This window comes from Paraburkholderia terricola (assembly GCF_900142195.1).
GTDB lineage: Bacteria > Pseudomonadota > Gammaproteobacteria > Burkholderiales > Burkholderiaceae > Paraburkholderia > Paraburkholderia terricola.
This window is the reverse complement of record NZ_FRAB01000016.1, coordinates 18,904-45,009: the sequence shown is the minus strand read 5'-3', so window position 1 is coordinate 45,009 and position 26,106 is coordinate 18,904. Positions and strand designations below refer to the sequence as shown.

Below are 26,106 nucleotides of genomic sequence, written 5' to 3'. Positions count from 1 at the left end.
CCAGCGAGTTCAAGGCAGTCCAAATAATCTTGGATGATAGTGCTTCTGCACTACGTAAAAAGCATGGCAAGCGACGATATTAATTTGAGGTATACGGGACTCGTTGCGCCCCCCTCGGCTTCCCAAAGGTGAGCCATTCCAGGAGGTGAAGAATCGCCGCGATCGGCGCGCACCTTCGATAAGGTGAAGATCTCCAGGGAGTGCGCCTCCCAGCCGCTGAGGGTGATTCGCCGCGCGTTCAAAAACGCACTCGAGCGCGTCCCGGTGCACCGCCGATATCGTTGTTCCCCTTACATCCTCTTCCATATGCAAACAAAGCGTGAGCGCGCCGCACCGCGCCGAAAGGCGCACCCATACCGCCTGCGCTTTGCTGGACGCCGACGCTTGCCGCAGCCGGTTGCCACAACGATCGTTTTTCACACCGAGGTTGTAACGGCTCCGTAAAACATGATCTTTCGCGGATTGATACGTTGCGGGTGACACGTGCCGCCGCCAATCGGGAGACGGGTTCGCGTGACTATAGATATAGCGAAGGAGCAAAGCATGAAGAAGCTGTTGGCAATTGCGGCCCTGGCCGTGTTGAGCGCAACCTTGAGTGGATGTTGGTGGGGACCGCCGCCGGGTGGTGGCGGCGGTGGGCCTGGCGGCGGTGGCCCGGGCGGCGGCCGCGGCGATGGGCCGCATGGCGCGATCGTTATTCCTGACAGAGTTGGCAACGTCGCTCAGGGCTAGCCAGTCGGTAACCGATAGCGAGGGGTGTTCCGGTTCAAACGGAAGCTCAAAGGTGAGAAGGTTCGGGAGTCCGCGCGGTGAGAATAACGCTACCTGTCTGCGCACTTTGAAGTCAAAGGTGAGGGAATCCGGGAGCACTTGCCCGTCTCGATCAAATCGGCGATCGTTAACCGCAAACAGATAGACCATGCGATCCAACGCGGTTCAGATCGGGCAGTCATCGCGCAATGACACCCCACGCTTTGGGCAAGGAAATCAAGGCGGCGCTCGCCCCGCACGCCGACGCGCAGCGCTCGCTCGCGATGCGCGCCTGCATGCGAAACCAGTTCGCGTTCATCGGCGTGCCGGCGCCGTTGCGGCGGCAAGCGGTATCGCCGGTGTTCAAGCGGCTTCCCGCGGACAATGCCGGGCACTTGCTGGCCTGCGCCAATGTCTTATGGTCCATGCCGCAACGCGAATACCAATACGTTGCCACCGACCTGTTGGCGCGCAAATGGCAGGCGCTCGGAATTGCGGATATCGCGCATCTACTGGCAATCGCTCAACGAAACGCCTGGTGGGATTCGATCGATCCGCTCGCGGGCGTGGTCGGCGACGTGTTGAAAGCGGCGCGAGCACAGACCCCGCAGGCGCAGGCCGCGATGGACGCGGCGCTCGAGCATGAATTCCTGTGGGTTCGGCGCATCGCGATGCTTCATCAACTCGGCTGGCGCGAGCATACCGACGAAGCACGTCTGTTCGGCTACGCCCGTTCGTTGGCATCGGAAAGCGACTTCTTCATCCGCAAGGCGATCGGTTGGGCTTTGCGCGATTACGCGCGGCACGCTCCGGAGGCGGTGAGCGGCTTTCTGTCCGCTTCGCGCGACCTCATCTCACCGCTCACTGTGCGCGAGGCGTCAAAGCATCTGCCATCAATCCGCTGACGCCTCGCGTGCTGAACCAACTCAATCCGCGCCGTGCGCCAACGCGACGCGCGCCTTCGCCTCCGGGCTATCCGCGACGAAGTACTTCTTCGCCCATGAGCCGTTCGGCGCCAGCATCAAGCGCTGATGGGTGCCGCTGTTCTTTTCACGTATCGCCAACGCGCGCGCCCGATAGTGCTCGTAGAGCCGCAGGAATTCGGCGAGATAGGTGCCGGCAAGGCGGCGGTCGCGAATTTCCAGCAGGTTTTCGTCGTTGAAGTGTTCCGAGTTGTTGCTCATATTGGCGGAACCCGTGTAGACGACCGGATTCGCGCCTTCGGCGTCGATCACGAGAAACTTGTGGTGGATGATCACGGGCGCGTAGCCCGGCGCGCTCTCGCCGGGAAAGAGCCGCAGTTCGGGTTCGAATCCAGCGGGCACGGTGGCCGGCGAAAAGTATTCGGCATCGATCACATCGCGCTTATCGCGGCCGCGGTGATAAAGCTCCATGTTGGCCAATGCCGTGCTCGTGACGATCTGCCCGTTCTGCTGAGCCTTTTCCGCCGCTTCGGCGGATTGCGCGCTGATGTGATTTACGAGGCCGAACATCATTCGCCCTTTGTCGCCTGCCGCGAAACAGGCATCGCGCAGCGGCGCGTCGGTCGGCATGAAGAGACAAAACAACACGGAGTGCTTCGCCTTGCTGATTGCGTCGACGATGGTGTCGATCTGCAAACGCGAGTCCTTCGGTTCCGGCGAAAAACAGACGCGGACCTTCGCGGTGCCGATTTCGATCGAATCGGACCAGCCCGGCGCGAGCTTCGCCGTGGCGGCGATACTCGGGTTGGCGGCGAGGCTCTTCGCACGATCGCTGTAAAGCGCGGCGAGTTGCGGCGAATCGAACAGATGAAGCACGTTGGCCTGCTCGGTGATGCCTTCGGTGGTGAAGTTCGCCGACCCCGTCAGCACGCGCGCCGGCGTTGCCTCGCCGTTGCCGTCGTCCACGGCGACGAACTTGTCGTGCATGATGTGCGTCTTGTCGCGCGGCGCGAAGGTGGCGAGGTCGGCGAGCTGATCGACCGCTGGCTGATTCGGCGAAGGCGCGGGCGGCTTGCCCTTGCGCGCCACTTCATGCGAATCGTAGACGATCGCGAGCGACGCCTTGCCCTGCTGCTTGCCGAACGCTTCGAAAGCAGGAATCGCCCATAGCGGATCGGTGAGGTGATACACGGCCGAAGCCGCACGCCGCGCGTGAGCGAGCGTCAGGTCGAAAACGTCCTGCAAATCGTTCGCGAGCCACGTGCGCAGGCGCAACGCCTGGTCCGTCGTGGGAGCCGCATGCGGCGCAAGATGCAGCGCCGCGACTTTGCGCGCGAACGCCTGCGAACTGACCACGGCGCGGTTGAACCAGGTGCCGACCTTCGATTCGATATGCGCGGGCAGCGTTAACCTGCATTCGCCCTTTTGCGTGTCGAGCAATTGCGGCGCATCGGGCGTGCCGACAAACGGATAGACGAGATAAGTGAATGACGTTTCCCGATCGGGCTCGTCGATGCGCGCGTCCCACCACATGAATTTCTGAATCGGCGCCTCGTTCGAAGGCGCGTCTTTCTGCGTGTCCGGCACGGCGCCCTGGAACGTCAGGCGGTTCGGCAACCAACTGCTGGCTTCGCGCTCCTGTCCGTCGGCCGCGAAAAAACCCGGGCTCCGTTTGATTGCGAAGCCGAGGAAGTCTTCACGCGTGCCGCCTTCCGGCCAGTCGAAGGCAAGCAGCACGAGTGTCGGAGATAGATAGCTGCGAACGCTGACGCTCATCATTAGGCTCCTCGGTGACGGATGGTGAAGCTTTCAGTCTGGGCGCGCATTTTGTTGGAACGGTGAGAGACACGAATAAAGCGGCATCCATTAACGGCGCGGCATGCGAAAACTTTAGAAATTTATTCGGCGCTTTCGACCGCGCGCAAAACTCCGTAGTCATCGCTTAGTAACATGCGTCAGCAATACTCGGCGACGCTGCAAGTACGATCCATTTCGTAAAAAACGCGCTGCTCCGACGAGAGCCGACGCAAAGGCCACACCCCGGGGGTTTCACATGACTATCCGTCATCGCATCACGCTATTGGTGCTGTTGATGTTCGTCGCGTTGTCCGCGATCGGCGCTTACGCCGTCTATCAGACGCGCGGCAGCGCAGCAGAAGTGCGCAAGGTAACTGAAGGCGTGGTGCCCAGCGCGCTTGCCTCCGCCGACCTGGTATCGCAGGTCAAGGACGTGCAACTGGCCACGATGACGCTCGTGTATGCGCCCGACGGCGACGTGGTTGCGCAGGCTCGGGACGAACTCAGCAAGAAAAGAGTCTCGCTGCAACAGGCGCTCGCGCTCCAGGCCAGGGACGCCGCGAGCCACGCGCAAAAGGGTCTCGTCGACCAGGCCAACGACAGCCTGCGGAATTACTTTTCCGCCATCGCCGAGACGGCGAAAATGAAGGCCGCCGGCAAGAACGAACTCGCACAGGCGTATCTGTTCGCGAACGTCGCGCAGTATCGCGATGAGCTTGAAGGCATTGTCGAAACGTTGCGGGTCGAGAAAAACCGCGAGAAAGACGAAGCGATCACCGCGCTGAACGCCACGCTCGCGACCACCACGACGGCCATCGCGATCGTTACCGGCATCGCGATCATTCTGCTGACTTCGATCGGCTCGCTGCTTTACCGTCAGATCACGCGCCCGCTCAGCCGCATGCAGGCAATGATGAGCGAGATCGCATCGAGCCAGGATTTCACGCGGCGCGTGCCGGTAGGCCGGCTCGACGAGATCGGCCATTCGATCGTCGCCTTCAATGGAATGATCGAAAAGATCCGGGAAAGCTCCGCGCAACTCAAGCAGAAAACTGCCGACATTCAGGCGATGTTGCAGAACATGCAGCAGGGCATTCTGACGGTGATCGACGGCGCCGTGATCCACGCGGAGTACTCCGCGTATCTGGAAGACATCTTCGAAACGAAGGAGATCGCCGGCCGTGGCCTCATGGATCTGGCGTTCTCGGAGACCGATATCGGCCTGGACGCGCTTTCGCGAATCGATGCCGCGGTGCATGCGTGCCTTGGCGAGGATTGCATCAACTTCACGTTCAATCAGCATTTGCTGGTAGGCGAGATTTCGAAGCGCATGCCCGACGGCCGCGTGAAGATTCTCGACCTGAGCTGGTCGGCGATCACCGACGAAAACGACGTCATCGTGCGCCTGATGCTCTGCGTGCGCGACGTCACCGAACTGCGCAAGCTCGCGGCTGAAGCGAGCGAACAGCGCCGCCGTCTCGACATGATCGGCGAGATTCTCGCGGTGAGCGAAGAGAAGTTCCATCACTTCATTGAAAGCTCCGCAGGCTTCATTAGCGAGAACGAGCGGATCATCCGCAAGCATTCCGAGGCGGACCACGCGGCGATTGCCGAACTGTTCCGCAACATGCACACGATCAAGGGCAACGCACGCATCTACAACCTGCAGCATCTGACCAACGTCGTTCATGAAACGGAGCAGAGCTATCACGAACTGCGCCAGCCGGATGCGGACCGCCCGTGGGACCAGGAGCATTTGATGCGGGAGTTGACGCGCGTGCGCGAGGCCATCGAGAGCTACGCGAGGATCAACGAACAGAGTCTCGGCCGCAAGGGCAAAACCGGCGTGAACGATGCCGGTCACGCCGGACGCTATGTGATGGTCGAGAAGGAGCACATCCAGCGCACGCTGGGCATGCTGGATCGAACCGACGCGAACGAGCTTCAGGAATTGCAATCGATGCGCGACGCGATGCGCAAGACCTTGCTCGCGCTAGGCAGCGAAAGCGTGCGTGACGCGCTGTCCGGCGTGCTGGATTCGCTGCCGTCGCTCGCGAGCGAACTGGGCAAGCCGGCGCCGGTCGTGCACATCGACGACAACGGGTATCGTCTGCGCGGCGCGGCGGGCCGCACGCTGAACGACGTGTTCATGCACCTGCTGCGCAATTCGATGGACCACGGCATCGAAACCGCCGAGACTCGCAGCGCTCAAGGCAAGACACCGGCCGGCACGATCGGCATCGACGTGGGCGTGGACCGCGGCGCCCTACAGATCACACTTAGCGACGACGGCCGCGGCCTCGCGCTGGAACGCATTCGCGGCATCGCACTCGAGCGCGGCTGGATTCGCGCGGACGAACCGCTGGGCGACGAAGCAATCGCCGAATTCATTTTCCGGCCCGGCTTCTCGACTGCGGAAACGATCACGGAGGTTTCGGGCCGCGGCGTCGGCATGGACGCGGTCCGCGATTTCCTCGAGCGCGAAAACGGCCGCATCGAATTGCGTTTCACCGACGATCGAAAGGGCGCAGCGTTCCGCCAATTCCAGACGATCGTGTGCCTGCCGGATAGCGTCGCCGTCGATACGCTCGGCGCGGACGCGCGCGGCGCCGCCAGCGAACTGCGACTCGGTGCGATCGCCGGCTGAGCGCCCAATGCGATTGCGTCGCGACGAACTACAAAAGGATGAGCGGTGATTCAACAGTATGTATTGGCGACCGTGGCAGGCAGCGCGGTGACCGCGCTGTTGGCGTTGGCCGCGCACAAGCTGCAATCCGCGCGGCTGATAGCCCGCCTGCGCGCCGAAGCGCAAGCCAGCGCCGATACGCTCAAGGCCGAACAGTCGGACCGCGCCGAAGCGATCCGCGAACCCGAGCAGGCCGCGCAACACCTGGAAGCGTTGGCCGCGCAATTGCGCGACGAGCTTGCGCAGCAGTCCGCAAGCGCGGACGAACTGCGCGCGGCGCTGAAAGCCGCCACCGACGATAAGGACCAGTGGGCCGGTCAGGCGCAACGGATCGCGGGCGAAGCGGCGCGACTGAAGCATCTCGGCGCGACGTTCGAGCGCTGGCACGAACAGATGATCTCGCTGATGACGCAGAACCACGACATGCACGCGAAGAACCAGGAGCTGTCGTCGATCGTTCGGCATGTGGTGATCGTGTCGCTGAACGCGTCGATCGAAGCCGCGCGCGCGGGGCCGGCCGGCCGTGGCTTCGCGGTGGTGGCGAGTGAGGTGCGGGCGCTGGCTGCACGCTCCGAAGAACTTTCAAAGAGCTATCGCGACAGCCTGCATCGCAACGATTTGACCATCACGTCGACGTTTCAGGACATTCAGGCGGGCGGCAAGATGATCGCGGCGTCGCTGGCCAGCGTCGAGTCGCTGGCCAACCGGTTTAGCTCGACCTTGCATTAGGGGCGGATGTGATTACGGCACAAGCCAGGGACAGCTTCGAGCGCATTTTCCGCAAGGCCGCGCAGGCCCGCTTGCCGATCGAGCCGGGCGATACGTGCGAGATCGCGCCGGTCGGCGCCGGCGACGCCACGCGCACGGATGCGATGAAGGGCGCTCAGGTGGTCGTGCTGACCATCTCGTCGATCGTGTTCCGGCTGCTGCTGATCCTGCACTTCGACGAAAACGACGCCACGCGCGGCTATTACCTGAAAGACGACGTCGAGCGGCCTTTCCAGGAAGTCTTTCTGGAAATCTGCAATCTATGTTGTGGCGCGATGAATCAGGAACTGCTGCGCTATTTCCCCGACCTCGGCATGTCCACGCCCTATGTGCTCAGCGCGCACTGCTTGCCGTATCTGCGGGAATTGAACCCGGACTTCGTGTCGGCGTATTCGGTCACGCTCAACGGCTCCATGCAACTCGCCGCGACGATCTGCGTGTGCGCCGATGCGCCGGTCGACTTCGTCGCGGATACGAGTGCGATGGAAGAAACCAGCGGCGAGCTGGAGTTGTTCTAGGTGTAGTCATAGGAAAAAACATGTCGAAAATTCTGGTGGTGGATGATTCGAGCACGGTGCGCGATGAAGTGGCCGGCTTCCTGAAGAAGAACGGTCTGGACGCCGACACGGCGGTGGACGGCAAGGACGGCCTCGCCAAACTCAAGGCGAGCCCCGGCATCAAGCTGGTGATCAGCGACGTCAACATGCCGAACATGGACGGCCTGACGATGGTCGAGAAGATTCGCGGCGAGCTCGCGAACAAGACCGTCAACGTCATCATGCTGACTACCGAAAGCAGCCCGGCGATGAAAGAGCGCGGCAAGGCGGCCGGTGTGAAAGGCTGGATCGTGAAGCCGTTCAAGGGCGATGCGGTGTTGGAAACGTTCCGCAAACTGGCGAGCTAAACGCCGCTGGCGCGGCGACGCGGCGCAAAGGTGAGAGTTTTCGGGAGCCGTGCGCCGAGGGGTCTGCAACACGCGGTTCCCGGTGACGATAGCCGCTAAAACACGCTGATTGCGTGGATAAACCGGCTCACGCGATCGTCATGGCCGGCCTTTGTATTGCGTCCGCTCGCTCAAAGGTGAGGATATTCGGGACCTGCGAGTGATCGGCCAATCCGTGAGCCGCGCGCGCCATTCATCCTCACCTTCCAGATGTGAACAGCGCCGGCTGACACATCGTCCGATTCATCGTTCGACGAGCCGCCGCTTACCTGGGGATGCAGATTACTCACGCGGCCTTAAAGGTGAGGGTTTGCGGGAGTGGCCCGTTTGGAACCATCGGTGCCCAGCCCAGCATGCCTTTGCGGCCTGCCACCAAGTTCGAAAGGTGAGGGTTTTCGGGAGCGGTCCGATGCGTGGCTTGCGTCGGACCCCAATCGCCGCGTGCCAAAGGTGAGGGTTTTCGGGAGCACGTTCGGCGATCGGTTTCGAACTTCGGAAGCCGCCAGGCGCGACGCGAATAGTGCGCCCGGCGTGTTTGGTTGTCGGCATGTCAGCCGGAAGGTGAGGATTTTCGGGAGCGCTGCTTGCGCTCTTCAAGCCTGCTTCGCGAGCTCGCGAATGTCGGCCACCGGCGTTTGCCCGAATGCATCGCTGAATGCGTAATCGAGCAATTGCATCGCGCATTGCTCGGGCGTCGACAGTTGACCGTTGCGCTTGAGGTCTTCGAATTTTTCGCGCATGGGGAACTGCTCGGTGCCGCTATCGCGAATCTGCGCCTGCATGTTCGTATCGATCACACCCGGCGCGAGACTGCAAATACGCAGCGCGCGATTCCTGTCGAGTGCAACAGCGCGCGCGTGGTGATCGAGCGCGGCCTTGGTCGCGCAGTAGATGCTCCAGCCGGCATACGCGTTGCGGGCCGCGCCGCTGGAGATATGCACGATGCGCCGATCATTCGCGTCGACGCTCGCCGCGGCCAGCGCGCTCGCGAGGATCAGCGGCGTAGCCACGTTCAGGCTCACCGCGCTTGCGATGACCGCTGCGTCCTGCCCTTCGAGCGGACCGATCGGCTGCACCATGCCCGCGTTGTTGATCAGCAAGATGGATTGCGCGCCGCTCACGAATGCACGTAGCGCATCGGTTGCGACCCATTGCGCGACGCGGACCGGGTCGGCCAGTTCCAGTTCGATTTCCTCGAGTTGTGCCGGAAAGCGCGCCTTGAGTGCCGCGTGACGCGAGCGCGACAGGCCCAGTACCGTGACATCGCGCGCGAGCAGTTGTTCGGCAAGCGCCGCGCCCAGACCACGCGTGTGGCCGGTGACAATCGCGCGAATCGGAAAAGAGGCAGTCATGGCGTTCCTTGTGATCGATGGCATGAGGAGCCTGTGATTTTCTCATGCAACATCGGGATGCGTGCGGCGGCGCTGCGCATCGATCCGCGCGTTCATGCGGCATTCATTGAGAGCGGAAGCGCTCGCGATACTGCATTGGCGTTACCCCGCGGCGTTACCCCGATGTCAAAATAGACGGATCGCACAACCGCCCGGCGCTTCGCCATGGTCATCAAAAACCTTCTACGAAAGCTCGACCTCACCACGCTGCAACTCTTCCTTGCCGTCTATGAGGAAGGCACGCTCACGCGTGCCGCCGAGCGCGAAGCGATTGCCGTCTCCGCCGCGAGCAAGCGCCTGCTCGAGCTCGAACAGGCCGTGGGCGCCACATTGTTCAAGCGCAACGCGCGCGGCATGACGCTCACGCCGGCCGGCGAAACGCTGCTGCATCATGCGCGCCGCGTCATGCGCGACATCGAAAATATCGGCATCGAACTGGCCGGCCATGCGAGCGGCGTGCGAGGCTATGTGCGGATGATGGCCAATCTGTCGGCGATCGTCGAATTTCTGCCCGAGGACTTGCGCGCGTTCCAGTTGCAGCACGAGCGCGTCAAGCTCGACCTCGAAGAGCGGCCGAGCGGCGGCGTCCTCGAAGCGGTCGACGACAGCCTCGCGGACCTCGGCATCTGTTCCGGCGACGCCGACACGCGCGATCTGCACGTCGTGCACTATCGGCGCGATTCGCTGGTGCTCGTGACGCGCGACGACCATCCGCTGGCCGCGCGCGCCAGCGTCGCGTTCGCCGAAACGCTGGACGGCGATCACGTCGGCCTGCACGCGGCCAGTTCGATCAATGCCCGCACTCACATGGCCGCGCGCCAGGCCGGCAAGCCGTTGCGGCTACGTATCCACGTGCCGGGTTTCGACGCGGTCTGCCGGATGGTGCAGGCCGGCATGGGCGTCGGCGTGTTGCCGCTGAAGGTGTATCAACTGATGGGGCGTTCGCTAGGACTGGTCGGGGTGCCGCTCGAGGACGACTGGTCCGAACGCAGCCTCGTGCTGGTGGTGCGCGACGTCGAGGCGCTTTCGCCGGTGAGCCGCCTGCTGTTCGAGCATCTGCGCTCGATCGAAGCCTCGGAAGCCACTGAAGCCCCACCCGCCGACGCTGCAAGCTGAGCGTTCGCCGTTCGCGAACGGTCGTTGGCGAATTGCGGTTGGACGCCGCCGCGGCGTCGCTTCTAAGCTGTCTCTCAACACGAAATCAGCTTGGGAGACAGCACAATGGGTGGACCCCTCCAGGGTATCCGCGTTGTCGAGATCGGAACCCTCATCGCCGCGCCGTTTGCCGCGCGTCTCATGGCCGAGTTCGGCGCCGACGTCATCAAGATCGAAGCCCCGCAAACCGGCGACCCCCTTCGCAAATGGCGCAAGCTGCACGAGGGCACCTCGCTCTGGTGGTATCTGCAGTCGCGCAACAAGAAGTCCGTGTGCGTGAACCTGAAGTCGGCCGACGGCGTCGATATCGTCAAACGGCTCGCCGCCGATGCTGACGTCGTGATCGAAAACCTGCGCCCCGGCGCGCTCGAAAAGCTCGGCCTCGGCTGGGACGTGCTGCACGCGATCAACCCGAAACTGACGATGGTCCGCATCTCCGGCTACGGCCAGTCCGGCCCGTATCGCGACCGGCCGGGCTTCGGCGCGATCGGCGAAGCGATGGGCGGCATCCGCTATACGACCGGCGAAATGGATGGCGCGCCGGCGCGCGTCGGCGTGAGTCTCGGTGATTCGCTCGCGTCGCTGCATGGCGTGATCGGCGCGTTGATGTCGCTGCTGCGCGTGAAGACAGGGCAGGGCGAAGGCCAGGTGGTGGACGTCTCGCTCGTCGAAAGCGTGTTCAATCTGATGGAAAGCCTCGTGCCCGAATACGATCTGCTCGGTCACGTGCGGGAACGCAGCGGCGGCGCATTGCCGGGCATCGCGCCGTCGAACACGTATCGCACGGAAGACGAGGGCTTCGTCGTGATCGCCGGCAACAGCGATCCGATTTTCAAACGCCTGATGCATGTGATCGGCCGCGCCGATCTCGCCGACGATCCCGCACTGGCGCATAACGACGGCCGCGCGAAGCAATGCGCGATGCTCGATCAGGCGATCACCGCATGGACCTCGCACCACGCCACCGACGACGTGCTGGCCGCGCTCGAACGCGCGGAAGTGCCGGCGGGGCGCATCTACTCGGTGGCCGACATCGTGGCCGACCCGCATTACCAGGCGCGCGACATGTTGTTGCAAGCGCAATTGCCCGGTGGCGCATCCGTGAAGATGCCGGGCATCGTGCCAAAGCTCTCGGACACACCCGGCGAAGTGCGCTGGTCGGGCCCGGCGCTCGGCGAACATACCGGCAGCGTGCTGAGCGAACTGGGTTTCGCCAGCGATGACATCGAGCGGCTGCGCCGCGAAGGAGCCGTGCAATGAACGACGCAAGCCATGCAATGAGCCATGCAATGAGCGCCCCGCATTTCGACAAGCTGATCGTGCAGGAAGTGGCGCCGCGCGACGGCTTGCAAATCGAGCCCACCTGGGTCGACACCGCCGACAAGATCGCACTGATCAACGCGCTTTCCACCGCGGGCTTCACGCGTATCGAGGCGGGCTCGTTCGTCTCGCCGAAAGCGATTCCCGCTTTGCGCGACGGCGAGGCCGTGTTCCAGCAGATCGGGCGGCATCCGGGCGTGATCTATGTCGCGCTGGTGCCGAACCTGAAGGGCGCGGAACGCGCGCTCGCATCGCGCGCCGACGAACTCAACCTCGTGATGTCGGCGAGCCAGGCGCACAACCGCGCGAACATGCGGATGAGCTGCGAGTCGTCGCTGATTGCGTTCGGCGATATCGTGCGGCACGTTCAGGGTTCCGGCGTGCTGCTGAACGCAACGGTGGCGACCGCGTTCGGCTGTCCGTTCGAAGGCAGGATCGACGAAGACCGGGTGATCGGCATTGTCGATGCCTATCGCGAGATGGGCATCGAGAGCGTCACGCTGGCCGATACGACCGGCATGGCGAACCCGCGCCAGGTGGCGCGGCTCGTCGCGCGCGTGCTCGAACGGCTGCCTGCCTCGGCGCTCACGCTGCACTTTCACAACACGCGCGGCCTGGGTCTCGCCAATGTGCTGGCCGCGTATGACGCGGGCGCGCGCCGTTTCGACGCGGCGCTCGGCGGTCTCGGTGGATGTCCGTTCGCGCCGGGCGCGTCGGGCAACATCTGCACGGAAGACCTCGTGAACCTGTGCGATGAAATGGGCATTCCCACGGCGATTGACCTGGAAAAGCTGCTCGTGTTGTCGCGCGCATTGCCTGCCTTGCTCGGCCACGACGTGCCCGGGCAACTGGCGAAGGCCGGCCGCAACCGCGACCTGCATGCAGTGCCCGAATACGTTCTACAGATCTAAACCCCCTAACCGATTACACGACCGGACGGCATCGCCGAATCCGGCATTGGAGACAAACATGAGTGACCTTGGCGCAGTCGCATCCGGCAATCGTGAGCGCAACGCGGACGATGCCGCGGCCATCATCCGCAAAGTCGCGTGGCGGCTCATGCCGCTGATCATGATCTGCTATCTGTTCGCATTCTTCGACCGCATCAACATCAGCTTCGCGAAGTTCCAGTTGCAGAGCGACCTCGGGCTGTCGGACACCGCCTATGGTCTTGGCGCGAGCCTGTTCGTGATCGGCTATGTCCTCTTTGAAGTACCGAGCAACCTGTTTCTCTACAAGGTCGGCGCGCGGCGCTGGATCGCGCGGATCATGATTTCCTGGGGACTGGCGACGGCGGCGATGGTGTTCGTCAGCAACGAATGGCAGTTCTACGGGCTGCGTTTTCTGATCGGCGCAATGGAAGCGGGCTTCGCGCCCGGCGTGCTGTATTACCTGACGCTGTGGTTTCCGCCGAGCTATCGCGGGCGTATTACGTCGATGCTGTTTCTGGCGTCTGCGTTTTCCGGGCTGGTCGGCGCGCCGGCGGCGGGTCTCGTGATCGGCCATATGAACGGCGTGCTGGGCATGCCGGGTTGGCACTGGCTGTTTCTGCTCGGCGGCCTGCCGTGCGTCGTGCTGGGATTCCTGGTGTTGAAGCTGCTGAAGGATCGTATCGACGAAGCGGGCTGGCTGTCGCCGAAAGAGAAGTCTTTTCTGACGGCGCAGATTGCTCAGCAAAGCCGTCATCCCGAGACGGGGCATTCATTGTTGGGCGCGATCAGGACACCGGGATTCCTGACGCTGGGCCTCGTGTACTTTCTGATCCAGGTGGGTTCGTATGGCTTGAATTTCTGGGCGCCGCATCTGATTCGCGTGGCGGGAACCCACAATCCGACTGTGATCGGCCTGCTGACGGCGGTGCCGTATGTGTGCGGCGCGATTTGCATGGTGGTGGTGGGGCGCTTATCCGACGCGAGCGGCGAGCGGCGCAAGTTTGTGTTCGGCTTGCTGGTGATGTCGGCGATCGGGTTCTTTGCCGCGGGCTTCTTCGACAAGCAGACTGCGTTGCTGATCGTCGCGCTGGCCGTGATGGGAGCGGGGGTGGTGGCTTCGATCCCCGCGTTCTGGGCCCTGCCGCCCAAGCTCGTGACGGGCGCCGGCGCGGCCGGCGGAATTGCTTTGATCAATACGCTCGGGCAGTTGGGCGGGATCGTGAGTCCGATCATGGTGGGACGCGTGAGGGATCTGACGGGGAGTACGACGCCGGCTTTGTATGTGATCGGCGCGATGAGCCTGGTTTGCGCGCTGATTGTGTTGTGTGGCTTGCCGGAGTCGCTGCGTCAGAAGGATGCGCGGCATTGAAGCGGCCCTCTGCCTGCTGTTGAGCCGGGGGGCAATAGGCCTGCCGCATCAATCACCTGGCATCGCTGTGCGCAGGTTGTCCACAAGCTTGTTCCCAGTTTGTGTGGACAACTGGAGCCGGGAGCGCGCGCCGGTTGGAGCGGCGGCCTTCCGGCGGGGGCTGGCGTGTTCCGGGGTCGCTAGCGACACGCGATGCCTACTCATGAACCGCAAGGCGATACCGCTGACGCATCAATCACTTGGCTGGCCTATGCGAACGTTGTCCACAGGCTTGCAAACAGAAACGGGGGACAACTTTCGGAGAGCGGCTGGGCCTTACGAAGGTTAGCCCGGTCGGGTCGTCATCGTTCAATTGCGTTTCACTTGAGCGCTGCGCGCTCCGACTGTACCAAGGCCGGCCCGTACCCGATTACTTTTATGCAGGATCGGTCAGGCCGTCCAGTTACTCCCAATCTAGGCCTTCAACCCGCCCCCCGCCACCTCTTCCTGCGACTGCACCTGCAAAACCGCATCCCGCTTGTCGAGCAAATGCTGCCGAAGAATCGCGCTCAACTTCTTGCCATCTCGCGCCTCTAGCGCCTTCAACATCTCGTCGTGATCGTGAATCGCGCGATCCCACTTGGGAATCTGGAAATTCGACCGGAACCTCAGCGCCTGCAAGCGCCGATTCACCGCGATATACGTTTGCCGCAACGCCGAATTCCTGGCCGCTTCATTGATCTTGTCGTGAATCGCCTGATTGCGGCTGTAATACCCCGGCAGATCGTTCTGCGTGCGGCAGGCGAGCATCGCATAGTGCAGCGCCTTGATCTCGGCCAGCTCCGCCGCCGTCATCCGCTCGGCCGCCAGCTCGCCGGAAAACGCTTCGAGTCCGCTCATCAATTCGAAGGTCTCGCGCAACTCCGCTTCCGACATCTTCGACACCGAGGCGCCCCGGTTCGGCGAAATCTCGATCAGCCCTTCGGCGGCCAGCACCTTCAGCGCCTCACGCAGCGGCGTGCGTGAAATCCCGAGCGTTTCGCACAGTTCGCGCTCGTTCAGTTTCTTGCCCGGCTCGAGTACGCCTTCGACGATAAAGCGCCGAATATGCTCCACCACCGTGTCGTGCAGGCGTTGCCGCTCGACCTTCGGCATGAGCTGCGAAGCCGTCACACCGGCATCAAAATCCGAATTTTGCATACAAAAATCCTCAACATCGCACTGCATGCAATTTTATCGGAAGCACGCGGAATAGGTAAGCACGCGGGTAAACACCGGTGCCGGCAAGCGAATTTCGCCTTGGGATTGTCAAAGTTCGTCTGATATAGTTTTTTGAATGCAAAATTCAATCGGAGGAGCCCAATGCTCAAACTAGACTTTCATCCCGCTGGCCGCCACTTCCTGCAGATTCCGGGGCCGAGCCCGGTGCCGGATCGCATCCTCCGCGCGATGAGCTATCCCACCATCGACCACCGCGGCCCGGAGTTCGGCGAACTCGGCCTGGAAGTGCTCGAAGGCATCAAGAAAATCTTCAAGACGCAGCAACCGGTGGTGATCTACCCGGCTTCGGGCACGGGTGCATGGGAAGCGGCGCTGTCCAACACGCTGAGCCCCGGCGATCACGTATTGATGTTCGAGACCGGCCACTTCGCCACGCTGTGGAAAAAGATGGCGGAAAGCCTTGGCCTCAAGCCTGAATTCCTCGGCCTGCCGGGCATCGAAGGCTGGCGGCGCGGAGTGCAGCCGCAGATGATCGAGGAACGCCTGCACGCCGACACCCAACACGCGATCAAGGCGGTGTGCGTCGTCCACAATGAAACCTCCACGGGCGTCACCTCCGACATCGCCGCCGTGCGTCGCGCAATCGACGCCGCCGGTCACCCGGCGCTGTTCCTCGTCGACACGATCTCGGGTCTCGCCTGCGCCGACTATCGCCACGACGAATGGGGCGTGGACGTCACGGTGTCGGGCTCGCAAAAAGGTTTGATGCTGCCGCCCGGCATCAGCTTCAACGCGATCTCGCCGAAAGCCCTTGCCGCCGGCAAGCAGGCGAAACTGCCGCGCAGCTTCTGGGACTGGACGGAAATCGTCGAGATGAACAAGACCGGCTACTGGCCGTACACGCCGAACACGAACCTGCTTTACGGGCTCCACGAAGCGCTCGAGATGATTCTCGGCGAAGGGCTCGACAACGTGTTCGCCCGTCACGAGCGTCTCGCCGAGGCGACCCGCCGCGCGGTGCGCGCGTGGGGTCTGGAAATTCAATGCGCCGATCCGGCCGTGTACAGCCCGGTGCTCACCGGCGTGATGATGCCCGACGGCGTCGATGCGGACAGCGTGCGCAAGCTCATCTACGAACGCTTCGACATGTCGCTCGGCACGGGGCTCGGCAAGATGAAAGGCCGCATGTTCCGCATCGGTCATCTGGGCGATTGCAACGACCTGACGCTGCTCGCCACGCTCGCCGGTTGCGAAATGGGTCTGCGGCTCGCGGGCGTATCGCTCAAGGAAAGCGGTTTGCCTGCCGCTATGGAGTGGTTGAGCGAGCCGACGCACGCGTCGGGTCTGAAAGCCGCGGCCTGATCACCACACGCATCGACGCTCGAAAAAGCAATCAGCGACAGCGTTGAGCAACAAACAGCAACAAGCAGCAGACAAACAAACAGCAGGCAGCAAGCGATTCGCAGCAAGGGAAGGCGGGGGGCACTTCCCTCACGAAAGCCGCGCACAGAACGCGGCTCGAACAACAAACATGCGATGTGCCCGCGGCGCGTGCCGCCGATGGGCGACGACGCAGCGCGCCATTCCGGGCGTGCCGTCGACAGACTGCAACGGAGAGAGACGATGAAGCGGTTTCGTGTGACCAGTGCGACCAGTATCGTTCTAGTGATGCTATGCATCATGTACTTCATCACCTACCTCGACCGCGTCAACGTCAGTACCGCGGCCGCGGGTTTCGGCAAGGAATTTCATCTCTCGCATACGGAAGTGGGCCTGGTGTTCTCGGCGTTCGCGTATCCGTATCTGCTGTTTCAGATCATCGGCGGCTGGGTGAGCGACCGCTTCGGCGCGAGGCGCACGCTGCTCTTTTGCGGCGCGGTGTGGGGCGTTGCAACCTTGCTGACCGGTTTCGCCGGCGGCCTGATCTCGTTGCTGGCCGCGCGCGTGTTGCTCGGCTTCGGCGAGGGCGCCACGTTTCCCGCCGCCACGTCCGCGATGGCGCGCTGGGTCGCGAAGGAGAAGCGCGGCTTCGCGCAGGGCATCACCCATGCGGCGTCACGTATCGGCAACGCGGTTGCGCCGGGCCTGATCGTGCTCGTGATGGCGACGTGGGGCTGGCGTGAGTCGTTCTATATCTGCGGCGTCTTCAGCTTGCTGTGGGTCGTCGTGTGGGCGTTCACCTTCACCGAACATCCGAAAGATCATCCGCGTATCACGAGCGAGGAACTCGCGGTGTTGCCGACGCCGAAGCCCAAAGCGGCCGGCGTGCCGTGGGGAAAACTGTTTCGCCGCATGGCGCCGGTCACGGTCGTCTACTTTTGCTATGGCTGGACCCTGTGGCTGTTCCTGAGCTGGATTCCGCAGTACTTCCTGCACAGCTATCACCTGGATCTGAAGAAGTCGGCGATCTTCGCGTCGGTGGTGTTCCTCGCCGGCGTGATCGGCGACACGCTCGGCGGCATCGTGACCGACTGGATCTTCACGCGCACCGGCAGCCTGAAGCGCGCGCGTAGCTGGATGGTGTCGGTCTGCATGCTGTTCTGCCTGCTCTCGCTCATTCCGCTGATGTTCACGCACAGCGTGTATCTGTCGATGGCGTGCCTCGCATCCGGCTTCTTCTTCGCCGAAATGACGATCGGCCCGATGTGGGCGATTCCGATGGACATCGCACCGGAATGCTCCGGCACCGCGAGCGGCATGATGAATACCGGCTCGGCCCTGGCCGCGATCATCTCGCCTGTGGTCGGCGGTTTCCTGATCGACTATTCCGGCAGCTGGGAATTGCCGTTCGTCGGCAGCATGCTGTTGATGGCGATCGGCGTGGTGCTCGCGTTCCGCATGCAGCCGGAAAGCCGGTTCGCGCTCGGCGCGGCGGACACGACACATGCGACCACGAGCGTGGGTGCGTAAGCGCCATGCGTGGTTTTACTCTCGCCCTTAAAGACATGACCACATCACTGAGCCGGCGTCTCGCCGATGCCCGCCGCGATCATACGACGCTCGACGCGTTGACGCCGGCGCAAATACCCGCCAGCGCCGACGCGGCCTATGCGATCCAGCACGAAATCCTCAACCTGTTCGGCGCGCGCATCGGCGGCTGGAAAATCGGCGCGAAGTCCGACAGCGGACCGGTTCAGGGCGCGCCCTTGCCTCACGTCGATTTGCATGCCGATGGCGCGCGGCTGCGGCGCAAAGCCTTCGCGCCGTTGGGACTCGAACTGGAGATTGCGTTTCGCTTCGGGCGCCGCTTCGATCCTTCGGCCACGCCCTATGGCGAAGCCGAAGTGCGCGCGGGCATCGGCTCGATCGGCGCGACCATCGAAATCGTCGCGAGCCGTTATGCCGCGTGGCCCGACGTCGACAAGCTGGCGCAACTCGCGGACTTGCAGAACCACGGCGCGCTGATCGTCGGCGAATTCACGCCGTATCGCGAGGACTTTCCGTTCGTCGCGCCGTCGCTGCGTTTCAGTTTCGACGGGCACGACGTGCTGGAAATGGCGCCCGCCAATCCGGCCGGCGATCCGCGGCGCTTGCTGACATGGCTCGTCAATCACGCCACCTCGCGCGGCATTGCGGTGACGCCGGAGATGATCGTCACGACCGGTTCCTACACCGGCATGTTCTTTCCGCGCAGCGCGGGCACCGCGAGCGGGCGCATCGAAGGGCTTGCGCCCGTCAGCGTCACGCTGTACTAGCCGGTTTTCGATAGGCCGACGATATGACGAATCCCACTTCCGCCTTGCTCGTCAAGCCGATCCATCTGGTTCCCAGCGCCGCGCGTCCGTCGAGTCCGCTCGCGCAACATCTGCGCAAATCGTTGCGCGGCGACGTGCTGTTCGATGCGGCGAGCCGCGGTCGCTACGCCACCGATGCGTCGATCTATCAGATCACGCCGATCGGCGTGGTCGTGCCGCGCGATCAGGACGATCTGCGCATCGCGCTCGACATTGCCCGCAGCGAGAAAGTGCCGCTGCTCGCGCGCGGCGCGGGCACGAGCCAATGCGGTCAGACGGTCGGCGAAGCGCTGGTGATCGACACGAGCAAGTGGCTGAACAGCGTCGTCGCGTTCGATGCGGAGGCGCGCACGGTGACGGTCGAGCCCGGCGTCGTGCTGGATCATCTGAACGCATGGCTCAAGCCGCACGGACTATGGTTTCCAGTCGACGTCTCGACGGCCGCGCAATGCACGATCGGCGGCATGGCCGGCAACAACTCGTGCGGCTCGCGTTCGATCGAATACGGCAACATGGTGCACAACGTCGAGGCGATCGACGCGATTCTCGCCGACGGCGGCGAAGCGCGTTTCGCGTCGTTGCGCGAGCCGCCGCAAGGCGCGCGTTTGCAGCAGATACTCGCCGGCGTGACGCAGATCGCGCAACGCGAGCGCGATGAAATCGTCGCGCGCGTGCCGAAGGTTTTGCGCCGCGTGGCGGGCTACAACATCGACCTGTTCGATTGCCAGAATCCGCGCGCCTATACCGATGACGGCTTCGCGAATCTCGCGCATCTGCTGGTCGGCTCGGAAGGCACGCTCGCGTTCAGCCGGCAATTGACGCTCAAGCTCGCGCCGCTGCCCGCGCATAAAACGCTCGGCATGGTCAACTTTCCGACCTTCTGGCAGGCGATGGATCTGACGCAGCACATCGTCAGGCTGAAACCCGTGGCGGTGGAACTGGTCGATCGCACGATGATCGACCTGGCGATGAGCAATCCGGCGTTTCGTCCGGTGATCGAAAAGGCGCTGGTCGGTCAGCCGCAAGCGATCCTGCTGGTGGAGTTCGCGGGCGAGGAGCGCGACGCGCAACTCGCGTCGCTCAGGCAGCTCGGCGAATTGATGGCTGATCTCGGCTTGCCCGATTCGGTCGTCGAGATGCCCGATGCAAACGAACAGAAAGCGTTGTGGGAAGTCCGCAAGGCCGGGCTGAACATCATGATGAGCATGAAGGGCGACGGCAAGCCGGTCTCCTTCATCGAAGATTGCGCCGTGCCGCCCGAACATCTGGCCGAATACACGAGCCGTCTGACCGACGTGTTCCACCGCAACGGCACAGAAGGCACGTGGTACGCCCATGCGAGCGTCGGCACGCTGCACGTGCGGCCGATTCTCGACATGCGGCGCGACGGCGCGGTGAAGATGCGGGCGATCGCCGAGGAAGCGGCGGCCCTGGTGCGCGAATACAAGGGCGCGTTTTCGGGCGAACACGGCGACGGCCTGTGCCGCGGCGAATGGGTCGCGTGGCAATACGGGCCGCGCCTGAACCAGGCGTTCGGCGAGATCAAGGCGCTGTTCGATCCCGACAACCGCTTCAATCCCGACAAGATAGTGCGTCCGCCGAAAATGGACGACGCGCGCAATTTTCGTTTCGCACCCGGTTACGAGGCTCGGAAGATCGACACGGCGCTCGACTGGTCCGCATGGAACGTCGAGCGCGATCCGCTGACCGGGCAGGAGACGGCGCCGGGCAGCGGCAACGATCTGTCCGGCGGACTCGCGAAAGCCGTGGAGATGTGCAACAACAACGGCCATTGCCGCAAATTCGACGCGGGCACGATGTGCCCGAGCTATCGCGTGACGAAGGACGAGCAGCACGTCACGCGCGGACGCGCGAATACCTTGCGCCTCGCGATCTCGGGTCAACTGGGCGAGGCGGGCCTTGCCAGCGACGACGTGAAGGACACGCTCGATCTCTGCGTGTCGTGCAAGGGCTGCAAGCGCGATTGCCCGACCGGCATCGACATGGCGAAGTTCAAGATCGAAGCGCGGGCGGCGCGCGTGAAGCGGCATAATCTGCGTCTGCGTGACAGGCTGGTCGCCTTCATCCCGCGCTATGCGGCAACGGCGAGCCGCATGCCGGGCTTGATGGCCCTGGCCGATAACGTGCCGGTGTTGTCGGCATGGTTCAAGCGGACCGTGGGCTTCGCGCCGGAACGGCGCTTGCCGCGGTTCAGAAAGTCGTTTTTATCCGGCGTGACGACAACGGCAACAACTGCGGCTGCGGCTGCGGCTGCGAAACCCGCTAAAACCGGTGCGCTGAAAGAAGTGCTGTTGTTCGTCGATACGTTCAACAACAACATGGAGCCGGAGAACGCGCGTGCCGCGCAGCAGGTGTTCGAGGCCGCCGGTTACGCCGTGCACTTCAACACGCGCCAGGGCGAGCGGCCGGTGTGCTGCGGCCGCACGTTTCTCGCGGCCGGCCTCGTCGACGAAGCGAAGCAGGAAGCGCGGCGCATGCTGGATCTGTTCAGGCCGTTCGTGGAGCGGGGCGTGCCGATCGTCGGTCTGGAGCCTTCCTGTTTGCTGTCGTTGCGCGACGAGTTCCTGCACTACGGCTTCGGCGAGGAAGCACAGCGGCTTTCGAAACAGGCGTTTCTATTCGAAGAGTTTCTGGTGCGCGAGGAACAGGCCGGGCGCTTGCAGCTTGCGCTAAAGCCGTTGGCCAAACAGCAGGCGCTGGTGCATGGTCATTGCCATCAGAAGGCTTTCGATGCGTTCATGCCCGTCCAAACCGTGCTGAAGTGGATTCCCGGGTTGAAGGTGTCGACGGTCGAATCGTCGTGCTGCGGCATGGCCGGTAGTTTCGGCTACGAGGCCGAGCATTACGCGAGCTCGCAAGCCATGGCGGAATTGTCGCTGCTGCCGGCGGTGCGCAAGATCGACAGCAACACGGTGATGGTGGCCGACGGCACGAGCTGCCGGCATCAGATTCACGACGGCGCGGGCGTCGACGCGATCCACGTAGCGCGCGTGCTGGCAATGGCGTTGCAGTAAAGCCAGGCGCGCCAGCCCACCCGGTTAAACGCCGACCGCCTGCCGAAACGCGGTCGGCGCGACGCCGACGCTTTCGCGAAAACGGTGGCTGAAATGGCTGGCGTTCGCATAGCCGCATTGCTCCGCGATTTGCGCGAGCGGCAGTGCGGTGGTGCGCAACAGCGTGCGGGCGCGGTCGAGCCGCTGCTGCGCGATCCACGCAGCGGGCGGCAGCCCGAACGACGTGCGGAACATGCGCGCAAGATGAAACTCCGACAACGCCGCGACGCCGGCGAGTTCGCCAAGCGTGAGCGTCTGCGCAAGATGGCTCTCGATGTAGTCGCGCAAGCGCCGGCGCGTCGCGACCGACAGGCCGCCCTTGAGTACCGCGTCGGTGCGGCGCACGCCTTGCGCACGCAACAGCAGACTCAGCACCTGATGCGCGGTCTCATTGGTGCGCAGCAGGCCGTCCGGGTCTTGCCAGTTCTCATTGGCGAGCGATTGGCACAGGCTCGCGATGCGGGCGTCTTCGAAATAGGTGCGATCGGCGAGCGTGAGTTCGCGCGGCTCGCGGTCGAGTTCCTGAACGGCGCGCTGCGTGAAGTGTTCCGGCAGGAAATACAGATGCATGAAGTGCATATGCCCGCGCACCCACCAGCGCGATTCGTGATCGCCGGGCAACGCGCAGAGCCGGGACGGCGCACCGTAGCGTCCGGGCATTTTCTGACGCTCGGTGCGATAGCCGCCGTCCAGGTAGCATGACAGCGTGTGATGGCCGGGCCGCTCATAGGCGGTTTCGGCTTCTTCTATGTCGCGTGTCCAGACGGCAATGGCGAGCCGGTCGCCAAGCCACGCGAAGCGCTCGAGATTCGCGTTGGCGCTGCTCAGCGTGTGACAAACCGACTGAAGGCCGAACGGCATTTCAGTGGAATTCAACGCGAGGGCGGGCGGTGTGGGGTCCACGGAACGAGCGAATCTTTCGACGACTGAACAGGCGCCAGTATACGGTGCGTCATTCGCGGCTGCTTGCCGCCGCGAAAAAGTGCGCAATCCTGGACAAGTGCGGCGCGCGGGCCTCCGGCATAGTCGAGTTCCCGTTTTCGCTGCCGTGCGCTTGCCATGAATCTTTCGCTCTATGCCGTCACCGTGCTCATTTGGGGCACCACCTGGATCGCGATCAAGTGGCAATTGGGCGTGGTGCCGCCGCCCGTCTCGATTGCGTGGCGCTTCTGGATCGCGGCACTGGTCCTGTTCGCTTTGCTGCGCATCATGCGCCGGCCGATCATGCCGCCGCGCGCCGCATGGCGATTTCTCGCCGCGCAGGGGCTGGCGCTTTTCTGCGTCAATTTTCTGTGTTTCTACTACGCCGAACAGGTCGTGCCGAGCGGTCTCGTGGCCGTGGTGTTTTCCACCGCGCCGCTGCTGAATTCCATCAACGGCCGGCTTTTCATGGGCCGGCCGTTGCAGCCGTCGGCGATTGCGGGCGCGCTGCTGGGCCTCGTCGGCATCGTGTGTCTGTTCGTCCAGCAGATGGCGGGGCACCTGGGCGACCACGCCGCATGGTTGGGATTGGCGATCGCGTTCCTCGGCACGCTGTGCTTTTCGGCCGGCAATCTGCTGTCGAGCCGCATGCAATCGATGGGCTTGCACCCCTTCGCCACGAATAGCTGGGCGATGCTGATCGGCGCGAGCGTATTGACGGTGGGCAGCCTGCTGGCCGGCTTTTCGTTCGCGGTCGAGCCGTCGGCGCGTTATCTCGGCGCGCTCGCTTATCTGGCGGTGTTCGGCTCGGTGATCGGCTTCACGGCGTACCTGATGCTGGTCGGACGCATCGGCCCGGAACGGGCTGCTTACAGCACGGTGCTGTTTCCGATCGTGGCGCTGGCCGCGTCGACGATATTCGAAGGCTATCAGTGGTCCGGATTGGCGGTGGTCGGGCTGCTGCTGGTCGTGGCCGGCAACCTGGTGGCGTTCGATTTGACGCGGCGAATCTTCGTGCGGCGCGTGAAGGTTTCGTGAGCACGCGGCTCGCCGGCGAGCGTTCAAGGTGAGGGTTTTCGGGGGCCGCGCATGCGGCCGGTCAACCCGTGGATTAACCACTTGGGTAGACGTACCACACTCGCATCCGTATAATCCCTACACCCTAACCGCGACATCGCAGCTAGATAGCCCAAGTTAGAAGGGGTTGAATGCAAGCTGGCAGCATTGCGCATTCATCCCTTCGCCGGTGGAAAGACCGGTATTCAAGAGGGGCCCTCAAGCCCCGTCGGAAAGCGGCCTCGCGCAGCTATCCAAACATCATCGATGGATCTGGCGTCCAGTTCTAATCACTGGCACGCCACCGAAGGCGAAAGCAAACCACCGCCCTCGCGCCGGGCAAGACAAAACCCCGGCACCACTCGGTTCACCTCGCGGCACCTGCCGCGTCCCGAACTTCCCATTCGCAGCGTCGTCACGACGCCTGTGCGGCGTGGCTATTTGCGCGCGCCGCTCGAACAAGGAGGCGCATCTTCATGATTCAACGTCCTGCCAGGCTGATCGGCAGTCTTGTCGCCATCGGTATCGTCGTCGCATTACTGTGGCGCGCGATCGACCCCGGCGCACTGCATCAGTACGCGCCCGATCTCGTCTACTACACGAAACGGCACCTGCTGCTGGTCGGTTATTCGATGGCTCTCGCGTTGCTGGTCGGCATTCCGGCCGGCGTGCTGCTGAGCCGCCCGTCGTTCGCGCGGCATGCCGAACGCTTCATGCAGATCTTCAACATCGGCAATACGATTCCGTCGCTGGCCGTGCTGGCGATCGCGCTCGGCATCTTCGGTATCGGCGACATTCCGGCGCTCGTCGCGCTGTTTCTTGCGTCGTTGCTGCCGATCACGCGCAATGCCTACGAAGGCATGAAAAACGTCTCGCCCGCGCTGCGCGAAGCGGCGCGCGGTCTCGGCATGACGCCCTGGCAGTCGCTGGTGCGCGCCGAGTTGCCCAACGCGATGCCGATCATCATCGGCGGCGTGCGTACCGCGCTCGCGATCAACGTGGGCAGCGCGCCGCTCGCCTATCTGATCGGCGCGGACAGCCTCGGCACGCTGATTTTCCCCGGCATCTACCTGGACAATCAGCAGCAGCTTCTGCTTGGCGCGGCGGCTACCGCGATGCTCGCGCTGGTGCTCGACGGCATCGTTTCCGCCGGCAGCCGCTATCTGCTCGCGCGACGCGGGGTGACGGCATGATGAATCGGTTCAAACGCAGCCGCTGGATCGCAGCCGGCGCATTGCTTCTAGCGAGTCTGCACGCGGGCGCGGCGACGCTCGTGCTCGGCGGCAAGAACTTCACCGAGCAATACGTGCTGACGGAAATCACGTCGCAATATCTGCGCTCGAAGGGCTACACGATCGACGCACGCACCGGCCTCGGCAGCACGCTGTTGCGCAGCGCGCAGGAGAACGGCCAGGTCGACGTGGTGTGGGAATACACCGGCACCGCGGCCATCGTCTACAACAAGATCGCCGAGAAGCTCGACCCGAAGACGATGTACGAACGCGTGAAAGCGCTCGATGCGAAGCGCGGTCTCGTATGGCTGCATGCGTCGCCGCTGAATAATACGTACGCACTCGGCTTGCCGCAGCAACTGGCGCAGCAGACCGGCATCCGCACGATTTCGCAGCTCGCGGCGAAGATCGCGGCGGAGCCGAAAAAGAAGCACGTGTTCGCGATGGACGCGGAGTTCGCCAATCGTCCCGATGGTTTGAAGCCGCTCGAAGCGGCGTACGGCATGGCGTTCAGCCGCGCGGAAACGCGTCAGATGGATCCGGGGCTCGTCTACACCGCGCTGCATAACAACCAGGTGCCGATCGGTCTGATCTACACGACGGACGGCCGCGTGAAGGGCTTCAACATCGTGCCGCTCGAAGACGACCGCCACTACTTCCCCGCATACAACGCGACGCCGGTGGTGCGCAAGTCGACGCTCGACCAGAACCCGCAACTCGCGACGCAATTGAACGCACTCTCCGACGCGCTGAACAACGACACCATGCTCGACATGAACAAGCAGGTCGACATCGACGGCAAGCCGGTGCGCGAAGTCGCGGCGCAATTCCTGCGCACGCACGAGTTGCCCTGAG

Annotated in this window: 20 protein-coding genes; 16 read left to right on the top strand and 4 right to left on the bottom strand. The window is 63.3% G+C overall.

Features of this window, described 5'->3' with window-relative positions; translation table 11 throughout:
* The first annotated feature begins 959 nt into the window (after window positions 1–959).
* On the top strand, window positions 960–1,655 hold the full coding sequence (locus BUE39_RS15905) for a DNA alkylation repair protein (protein WP_073429629.1): 696 nt from the start codon (window positions 960–962) through the stop codon (window positions 1,653–1,655).
* A gap of 21 nt (window positions 1,656–1,676) precedes the next feature.
* Here the strand turns inward: BUE39_RS15905 and BUE39_RS15900 are convergent, their stop codons facing one another.
* Complete coding sequence (locus BUE39_RS15900; protein WP_073429733.1) at window positions 1,677–3,449, bottom strand: phospholipase D-like domain-containing protein; 1,773 nt, start codon at window positions 3,447–3,449, stop codon at window positions 1,677–1,679.
* Window positions 3,450–3,726: 277 nt separating this feature from the next.
* Here BUE39_RS15900 and BUE39_RS15895 point away from each other — a divergent pair, with 277 nt between their 5' ends.
* From BUE39_RS15895 to BUE39_RS15880, 4 genes are read left to right on the top strand one after another with little or no spacing between them, the layout of a single operon-like run.
* A complete protein-coding gene (locus tag BUE39_RS15895) occupies window positions 3,727–6,117 on the top strand; it encodes a HAMP domain-containing protein (RefSeq protein ID WP_073429628.1) in 2,391 nt (796 codons plus the stop codon).
* Between the two features lie 45 nt (window positions 6,118–6,162).
* Window positions 6,163–6,885 carry a methyl-accepting chemotaxis protein gene (locus tag BUE39_RS15890; RefSeq protein ID WP_073429627.1) on the top strand — a complete coding sequence of 241 codons (723 nt, stop codon included), beginning with the start codon at window positions 6,163–6,165 and terminating at the stop codon, window positions 6,883–6,885.
* 8 nt (window positions 6,886–6,893) lie between these two features.
* Window positions 6,894–7,442, top strand: coding sequence for a hypothetical protein (locus BUE39_RS15885; protein ID WP_073429626.1), 549 nt, complete (start codon window positions 6,894–6,896; stop codon window positions 7,440–7,442).
* A 20-nt stretch (window positions 7,443–7,462) separates the two neighbouring features.
* Complete coding sequence (locus BUE39_RS15880; protein WP_073429625.1) at window positions 7,463–7,828, top strand: response regulator; 366 nt, start codon at window positions 7,463–7,465, stop codon at window positions 7,826–7,828.
* A 632-nt stretch (window positions 7,829–8,460) separates the two neighbouring features.
* Here BUE39_RS15880 and BUE39_RS15875 read toward each other — a convergent pair.
* Window positions 8,461–9,219, bottom strand: coding sequence for an SDR family oxidoreductase (locus tag BUE39_RS15875; RefSeq protein ID WP_073429624.1), 759 nt, complete (start codon window positions 9,217–9,219; stop codon window positions 8,461–8,463).
* Between the two features lie 204 nt (window positions 9,220–9,423).
* On the opposite strand from BUE39_RS15875, the gene BUE39_RS15870 reads away from it, so the two are divergent.
* The 4 genes from BUE39_RS15870 (at window position 9,424) to BUE39_RS15855 (ending at window position 14,034) form a co-directional block, all read left to right on the top strand.
* Window positions 9,424–10,374: a LysR family transcriptional regulator gene (locus tag BUE39_RS15870; protein ID WP_073429623.1), complete on the top strand. Its 951-nt coding sequence runs from the start codon at window positions 9,424–9,426 to the stop codon at window positions 10,372–10,374.
* Between the two features lie 105 nt (window positions 10,375–10,479).
* Window positions 10,480–11,673 carry a CaiB/BaiF CoA transferase family protein gene (locus tag BUE39_RS15865; protein WP_073429622.1) on the top strand — a complete coding sequence of 398 codons (1,194 nt, stop codon included), beginning with the start codon at window positions 10,480–10,482 and terminating at the stop codon, window positions 11,671–11,673.
* Complete coding sequence (locus BUE39_RS15860; RefSeq protein ID WP_073429621.1) at window positions 11,670–12,644, top strand: hydroxymethylglutaryl-CoA lyase; 975 nt, start codon at window positions 11,670–11,672, stop codon at window positions 12,642–12,644. Before BUE39_RS15865 ends, BUE39_RS15860 begins: the two co-directional genes overlap by 4 nt.
* A 58-nt stretch (window positions 12,645–12,702) precedes the next feature.
* The gene (locus BUE39_RS15855) at window positions 12,703–14,034 is read left to right on the top strand and encodes an MFS transporter (protein WP_073429620.1); all 1,332 of its coding nucleotides are present in this window, start codon (window positions 12,703–12,705) and stop codon (window positions 14,032–14,034) included.
* Between the two features lie 453 nt (window positions 14,035–14,487).
* Here BUE39_RS15855 and BUE39_RS15850 read toward each other — a convergent pair whose 3' ends face one another.
* Window positions 14,488–15,213 (bottom strand): GntR family transcriptional regulator, encoded by a 726-nt coding sequence (locus tag BUE39_RS15850; protein ID WP_073429619.1) that lies wholly within the window; start codon window positions 15,211–15,213, stop codon window positions 14,488–14,490.
* Window positions 15,214–15,375: 162 nt separating this feature from the next.
* Between BUE39_RS15850 and BUE39_RS15845 the strand changes: the two genes are divergently transcribed.
* The 4 genes from BUE39_RS15845 (at window position 15,376) to BUE39_RS15830 (ending at window position 22,003) form a co-directional block, all read left to right on the top strand.
* Window positions 15,376–16,596 (top strand): pyridoxal-phosphate-dependent aminotransferase family protein, encoded by a 1,221-nt coding sequence (locus tag BUE39_RS15845; protein WP_073429618.1) that lies wholly within the window; start codon window positions 15,376–15,378, stop codon window positions 16,594–16,596.
* Window positions 16,597–16,857: 261 nt separating this feature from the next.
* Window positions 16,858–18,144, top strand: coding sequence for an MFS transporter (locus BUE39_RS15840; RefSeq protein WP_073429617.1), 1,287 nt, complete (start codon window positions 16,858–16,860; stop codon window positions 18,142–18,144).
* A gap of 35 nt (window positions 18,145–18,179) precedes the next feature.
* A complete protein-coding gene (locus tag BUE39_RS15835) occupies window positions 18,180–18,929 on the top strand; it encodes a 2-keto-4-pentenoate hydratase (protein ID WP_073429616.1) in 750 nt (249 codons plus the stop codon).
* Between the two features lie 23 nt (window positions 18,930–18,952).
* Window positions 18,953–22,003 carry an FAD-binding and (Fe-S)-binding domain-containing protein gene (locus BUE39_RS15830; RefSeq protein WP_073429615.1) on the top strand — a complete coding sequence of 1,017 codons (3,051 nt, stop codon included), beginning with the start codon at window positions 18,953–18,955 and terminating at the stop codon, window positions 22,001–22,003.
* A 24-nt stretch (window positions 22,004–22,027) separates the two neighbouring features.
* Here the strand turns inward: BUE39_RS15830 and BUE39_RS15825 are convergent, their stop codons facing one another.
* The gene (locus BUE39_RS15825) at window positions 22,028–22,903 is read right to left on the bottom strand and encodes a helix-turn-helix domain-containing protein (RefSeq protein ID WP_073429614.1); all 876 of its coding nucleotides are present in this window, start codon (window positions 22,901–22,903) and stop codon (window positions 22,028–22,030) included.
* Window positions 22,904–23,101: 198 nt separating this feature from the next.
* Here BUE39_RS15825 and BUE39_RS15820 point away from each other — a divergent pair, with 198 nt between their 5' ends.
* The 3 genes from BUE39_RS15820 to BUE39_RS15810 all read left to right on the top strand — a co-directional run bounded on the left by BUE39_RS15820 (window position 23,102) and on the right by BUE39_RS15810 (window position 26,105).
* On the top strand, window positions 23,102–24,001 hold the full coding sequence (locus tag BUE39_RS15820; RefSeq protein WP_073429613.1) for a DMT family transporter: 900 nt from the start codon (window positions 23,102–23,104) through the stop codon (window positions 23,999–24,001).
* Window positions 24,002–24,495: 494 nt separating this feature from the next.
* Window positions 24,496–25,212: an ABC transporter permease gene (locus BUE39_RS15815; protein WP_073429612.1), complete on the top strand. Its 717-nt coding sequence runs from the start codon at window positions 24,496–24,498 to the stop codon at window positions 25,210–25,212.
* Window positions 25,209–26,105, top strand: coding sequence for a glycine betaine ABC transporter substrate-binding protein (locus BUE39_RS15810; protein ID WP_084561420.1), 897 nt, complete (start codon window positions 25,209–25,211; stop codon window positions 26,103–26,105). Before BUE39_RS15815 ends, BUE39_RS15810 begins: the two co-directional genes overlap by 4 nt.
* Window position 26,106: the final 1 nt, after the last annotated feature.